Source organism: Caldimonas tepidiphila (assembly GCF_003569765.1).
Classification (GTDB): Bacteria; Pseudomonadota; Gammaproteobacteria; order Burkholderiales; family Burkholderiaceae_C; genus Caldimonas; species Caldimonas tepidiphila.
Genome location: NZ_KZ983986.1, coordinates 453 through 673 on the forward strand (window position 1 = coordinate 453; position 221 = coordinate 673).

Here is a 221-nt window from a genome sequence, read left to right on the forward strand (position 1 = left end):
CCGTGGACGAGCTCAGCGGCGGAAGCGGCGAATTGTCCTCGCAGGCCCTTTCATGCCAGATCAATCACCCTAGCGGAGGGGCGGCACAGCTAAGGCTCGTCATCAGTTGAGGCAAACGACGGCGGCGGCCAACTAAGCTGCGGCCGGATCGATGGGCACCGACGGCTCTGTTGCACAAATGAATTGAGGGTGAGCTTCCCCTGACCCCGGACGGAGTTATG